At 69.2% G+C, this 5606-nt stretch carries 5 protein-coding genes; 4 read left to right on the top strand and 1 reads right to left on the bottom strand.

Annotated features, from left to right (window positions below; all coding sequences use genetic code 11):
- The coding region (locus tag RIF68_RS25590; RefSeq protein ID WP_309053660.1) for an aspartate 1-decarboxylase at nt 1–67 on the bottom strand (67 nt) is incomplete at its 3' end.
- A gap of 742 nt (nt 68–809) precedes the next feature.
- Here RIF68_RS25590 and RIF68_RS25585 point away from each other — a divergent pair.
- From RIF68_RS25585 to RIF68_RS25570, 4 genes are all read left to right on the top strand, one after another.
- The gene (locus RIF68_RS25585) at nt 810–2102 is read left to right on the top strand and encodes a helix-turn-helix transcriptional regulator (protein WP_309053659.1); all 1293 of its coding nucleotides are present in this window, start codon (nt 810–812) and stop codon (nt 2100–2102) included.
- A gap of 13 nt (nt 2103–2115) precedes the next feature.
- On the top strand, nt 2116–2874 hold the full coding sequence (locus RIF68_RS25580; protein WP_100048176.1) for a toll/interleukin-1 receptor domain-containing protein: 759 nt from the start codon (nt 2116–2118) through the stop codon (nt 2872–2874).
- Nucleotides 2871–4883: a hypothetical protein gene (locus tag RIF68_RS25575; RefSeq protein WP_309053658.1), complete on the top strand. Its 2013-nt coding sequence runs from the start codon at nt 2871–2873 to the stop codon at nt 4881–4883. The genes RIF68_RS25580 and RIF68_RS25575 overlap by 4 nt, the downstream gene beginning before the upstream one ends.
- Nucleotides 4880–5606: hypothetical protein (locus RIF68_RS25570; protein ID WP_309053657.1), on the top strand; the 727-nt coding region annotated here is incomplete at its 3' end. The genes RIF68_RS25575 and RIF68_RS25570, both read left to right, overlap by 4 nt.

Genomic DNA, 5606 nt, shown 5'->3' with positions numbered 1-5606 from the left:
CGTAGTGCAGGTCGGCCTGGGTGACGGTGGCGCGGTGGATCTTGGACTTGAACATGGTGCGCAGCATGTTGGACTCCTGGAAGACGGCTCCCTGCCTGCTTTATGCAGGTCAAGGGCGTTGTTCACTGTACACCGGCGCACCTTTGCATCGGGTATGCCGTCGCTTACCGGCTGAATCGGCAGGGGCCTCGACGTGCCGGAGTTCCACAACCAGCGAGCGCTGCCACCGACACGGCTTGAACGCTCGGACTCGGCGAAGCGCTCAGTTCGTATGGGGGTTCGATAAATGCGGCCCCGCATAGCTTGTGTCGTCGTAGAAGTAGATGCGAGGCGCGGTTCTCCCTTGTTGTCGATCTTTATGCGGGCTTCCATGAACACCTTGCCCGAGGTGTCGACCTTCCGCGGCACAGGAAGCATGCGCTGCTGCCGGAACTCCCTGTCGTTGCGCACGGAGTCGGACTCCACCACGGCCACACGCGTCACCGGATAGGTGCGCACGCCCTGCGGGGAAGCCTCGCAGAAATCCTGGAAGGTTCGTCGAATCCCTGCTCGCCGACGCTGCGCCAGCAGGGCGTCCCACACCTTCGACGCCCAGGTCGAGCTTTCATGTCGTCGTCGAGGACCTCCGAACCCCTTCGGTACTGCTTCAGGGGTCCGGTCCAACGGTCCTCCCTGCAGTGCATGCCGCGTTCCCCTGTCGGAGAAGGAAACGGGAAACAGCATCGATGGCCTTGTCCGCCCCGACCCGACTGCCGCACGCTTTCGTGCAGCGTCGACCCGGCTCAGGGCGGAAGGGCTTGGAGGTTTCCGTGCCACAGTCGTCCACCGGGTTCGGCGAGGAGTTGAGGAAGCGGCGTCTGGAGGCGGGGCTCAGCCTCACTGCCCTGTCCGGATCCGTGCACTACAGCAAGGCGCAGTTGAGCAAGGTGGAGCGGGGCCTGTCGGCGCCCAGCCGTGACCTCGCCCGCCTGTGCGACGCCGCTCTCCGAGCCGGCGGGGCCCTGCTGGCCCTGCTCGCACCGGAGACCGCCGACCCGCCCGTCGATCCGGCGCCGGGCCATGTCCACGAGGAGGACTGGATCATGCAGTTGTCGCCGGACGGCTCGAACACCTTCCAGCCCGTGACCCGGCGAGGAATCGTGGGCAGCGGAGTCGCCTCGTTGATGGCATGGCGGTCCGACAGTGCGAGTGCGGCCTCGCCGTCCTCCGGCGCGGGAATGCTGGAGGCCTCACGCGCGCTGTTCACCCAGTACCGCAGACTCGGCCAGACTGTGGCACCCGGTCTTCTCCTGCCCGTCCTGATCGCACAGACCCACACCCTGCGGGAATTGTCCGCCCACTGTGACAGCGACACCCGTCGCCACCTGCTGGCCCTCGGCTCACGGTACGCCGAATACGTCGGCTGGCTGGTGCAGGAGACCGGGAACGAGCGGGCGGCCCTGTGGTGGACGCAGCGCGCGGTCGATCTGGCGGCCGCTGGCGGCGACCGGGCGTTGGCGGGTTACGCGCTGGTCCGCCAGGCCCTCGTCACCCTGTACCGGGACGACGCCGAGCAGACGGTCGCCCTGGCGCGTCGTGCACAGAGCGGGGCCCTGCCCCCGCGAATCCGAGGGCTCGCCGCACAGCGCGAGGCCCAGGGCCACGCCTTGGCGGGTGACCATCGGGCCTGTCTGCACGCACTGGACCGCGCGCGTGTGCTTCTCGCCCGCCAGGACGACGGGACCGACGAGCCGGTGATCGGCACCATGCACCTTCCGGATCCGGTCGGCATGGTCACCGGCTGGTGCCTGGTCGATCTCGGCCGACCGCGCGAGGCGGGCGAGGAGTTGGACCGGCAACTCGCGCTGATCGGCGAGGGCGCGGTCCGCACCCAGGTCAGATACGGCATTCGCCGTGCACTCGCCTACGCGTCGGCCGGCGAGATCGACCTCGCCTGCGACCTGGCGGCGCCCCTGCTCGACGGAGTGGAGGCCGTGGGATCCGCCACCGTCACAACCGACCTCAGGCGGCTCGCCCGGACCCTGGCGCGCCACGCGAACCATTCCTCCGTACGCAGGCTGGGACCGCGACTCGGAACGTTGTCGCGCCCATCCACCATCTGAAGGAGTCAACGGCATGCCCCACGTCTTCATCAACTACCGCACCGGCGACGGCGAGCGGACGGCGGCCCTCCTTGACCAGGAGCTGTCACGCCGCTTCGGTCAGGACCGCGTCTTCCGCGCCTCCAGGTCCATCACCCCTGGGGATGCCTACCCCGAGGCTCTGTTGACCGCATTACGTCACAGCTCCGTACTGCTGGCCGTCGTAGGACCGGACTGGACGAACTTCCGCAACCGGCTGCAGGACCCCGACGACTGGGTGCGAAAGGAGATCGAGGGGGCGTTCGAGTGCGGGCTCATCGTCGTGCCGGTGCTGGACGGCCGCAAGACCGACCGACTGAGCAAGGCGACCTTGCCCTCGGAGCTGGCGCGGCTGGCCGATCTTCAGTCCGTGCCGTTCGACAGCACTCACGACACCGAGGCCGGCATCCGGCGTATCGGCGATCTGATCGCCGAGCTGGTCCCCGAGCTACGGGACCTGAGCGAGCCGGGCGAGCCCTCGCAGGCGTCGCCCCCCGTGCACAACTCGATCAGGGACGTGAGCGGAACGTCCGTCCAAGCGGGCGACTTCAGCGGTGACGTCGGCGGCACGATCGTGAAGAGCTCCCACGGCACGGTTCACACGGGCAGCGGCAGCGTCTACAACAACTCCCGTCATGTGTCGGGCGACCGCTACATCTCGGGCACTGGGACGACGTACACCGAGGGCGACCACCATGGGGACGTCCACCAGCGGTTCGCGGAGCCGGAGCGGCCCCAGGACGACCGACGGTGACGGAGCACACCACCTGGGTCGAGGGCACGCACAGCGTCACGCACACGGGCGGTGGCGACATCCACGTCAGCCTCGGTGCCGCTGCGCACGAACCCCGAAAGCCAGTCTTCCGACAGCTTCCCGACGACCAACTACGCTGGGTCCGACGCGTGCTGGTCGCCCCGGTCAACATGGGCAGGGCCCGTACCACGCTCGATGAGACGGGCACCGTCATCCTCGACGGTGCCCCGGGCAGCGGCCGCACGGCCACGGCCCGCGTACTGCTGCGCGAACACCACCGTCCCATCGGCGCCTTCCGGGAACTTCTGCCCGGTGAGCAGGACGAGCTGCCACTACGCAACCCGGCTCTCGTCGACCCGGGCGACCGGCTGCTGCTCGACCTGTCCACCGCGGAGGCTGGTCTGTGGCATGACGCGCTGGGCGGCCTGCCCGCCCTGCGCCGGACGGTGCACGAGCGACAGGCCCATCTCGTCGTCGTCATGCCGCACGACGGCACCCTCGATCCCGACCTCCAGCACTACCGTGTCGAGATCGGACCGCCGGTCTCCCCCCTGGAGGTCCTCCGACGCCACCTGCGCGCCCATGGCGTGCCGTACGAGCAGTTCCTGCGCAACGACGTGACCATCGACGAATTTCTGAGCGACCGTAAGCCCATGCGGGAGATTGCCGACTTCGCCGACCGCATACGCCGAGCTCGCGAATCGGCCGGTCCGGGCTGGGAATTCGCTGATTGGTGCGCGGCCGCGAAACGTGCGCGCGCCGGGCGCCGAGCCGAAGTCGCCGACTGCGTCGCCGGGTTGCCCGAGGCCTCCCAACGCGCCCTGCTGATCGCCGTGTCCATGTTGCACGGCGCACACGCCGACGTCGTTCACCGGGCGACCGCGCTTCTGCTGAGCGCGGTCGGACACCCTGAGGCGGAGACTCCGCTCCTCCAGCGCAAGGATCTCGCCCAGCGGCTGTCGGAGATCTCGGCCCGCTCCGGACCGGACGGTCGCGTGCGGTTCACCGAGTTGGACTATGACTCCGCCGTCCGCGTTCATTTCTGGGACCACATGCCCGACCTGCGGCCCCACCTCGGCGCGTGGGCCGGGCGGGTCGTCGAGTCGAATGACCCTCATCTCGTGCCGGATGTCCGCGACGGACTGGTGGCCCGGCTGGCGGGTGAGTACCTGCGGACCGGGCGGGCGGAGGCACTCGCCGCGCTCGCCGAACGGTGGAGCGCCCAGGGAGCGGGCAGAGCCCGGTCGGAGGCTGCGGTACAGGCGCTCACCTGCGGTCTCGCGGACCCCGCCCACGGCAAATACTTCCGCGAACGGATCTACCAGTGGTGCGTGTATCGCCAGCTGACCGCTGAGTTCGCCCAGGTGCTGGTCCAGGTCTGTGCCGACGTCCTCGCGCCCGACCATCCGGATCACGCTCTGATCCGGCTGCACCATCTCGCCCGGCGTGAGCGCGGCACAACCCATGCCCTGCAAGCCCTGTGCGATCTGATGGCCGGCAGCCGACGGCTGCGCCGAAGGCTGCTCGACCGGCTGGCTCGCGGCGATCTGGCACCGCCCGACCTGGCCATTTTTCTGCGCGTCAGCGATCCCGCGCCGCTCACGGACCGCTCCGTCACCACCCGTGCCCTGGTCGACGAGGAAGAGGTACGACGCTCGCTGATCACGTGCTGGCGCGCCGTGCTGACCGAGGCGGTGTCCCGGCCGGAAGGGCGACGCATGGCAACACGGGCAGAGATTCGGCACTGGCTGCACTGGGCGGCTGAGGGCGCCGGTGATCGGGGGGAGCTCCTCCTCGACGTGCTGGTCGAGGCAGCCGACCGCTGCGGAGAGGACCGGGGTTCCACATTTGCCGTGCTGTACACGTCCGCACGCCAGGCGGAGTGTGCTTCTCCGGCAGACGACGCTCGCTCCGCCAAGACGACCGACTTGTTGCTCCAGAAGATCGGCGTGGCCCAGGGCCTCGGTCCTGCCACCCCGTCGGCATCGGCTAGTGGGGGGCGATCATGACGACCGCACGCAAGACGACGACTGTGTTCCTCACCGTTCTGTGCGGCCTGCTGCTGACCATCGTCAGCCTGGTGCAGCGATGGCCCGGCTGGACCTGGCCGGCGCTGGCCGTGCTTCTTCTCGTAGTGCCCGCGGGATTCTTCCGGATGGCCTCACAGCGCCGTGGCCCGGTGCCGCCCAGCTTCGAGGAGCAGCTCACGGCGGCCCCTGTGGAGCGGACCGAGTGCCGCGTCAACGGGGTGGCGCTCCCAAGCCTGTGGGACGACTACCACTTCGTCTTCTCGGCGACCGTGCGGTGGTACCTCGCCGACGGTCCAGGGCGCGGCACGGTCCTCAACCCGGCCGGCCTCGCCGTCGACGCGGTCATCGGCCGGGCCCGTGCCATCGCTGAGAAGCGGGAGCCCGGCCACGCCTCGCTTCTCCAGCACGAACTCGGCGGTGCCCTCAGCCGCATGCACCCGGACTCCACGGGCCACCTCCGGGCGATGGCGGAGGACGTCAGTCTCACATTGCCCGCCGAGGACCAGGAGCGTCTGGACCGGCTGGCCGGCGTGCGCAAGGACGAGACGGTCTGGGAGCACCAGCGCAAGTACGAGCAGAGCAAGCGCCGGTATCTGGGCGAAGACGTCCTCAAAGACACCGGCAGCGCCGTCGTGTGGTGGCTCACCAAGAACGACGAGCACGTGGCGAGGACCGTGGCTGACCTGCCCCTGCTGGCACGGC

This window comes from Streptomyces sp., from assembly GCF_031178505.1.
Classification (GTDB): domain Bacteria; phylum Actinomycetota; class Actinomycetes; order Streptomycetales; family Streptomycetaceae; genus Streptomyces; species Streptomyces gulbargensis.
Note: the sequence above shows the minus strand (reverse complement) of the source record. Positions and strands in the feature narration are given on the sequence as shown.

Bases quoted from the DNA above. Each gene is read 5' to 3' on its own strand.
- RIF68_RS25580 (WP_100048176.1), top strand. From the start codon at position 2,116: ATGCCCCACGTCTTCATCAACTACCGCACCGGCGACGGCGAGCGGACG.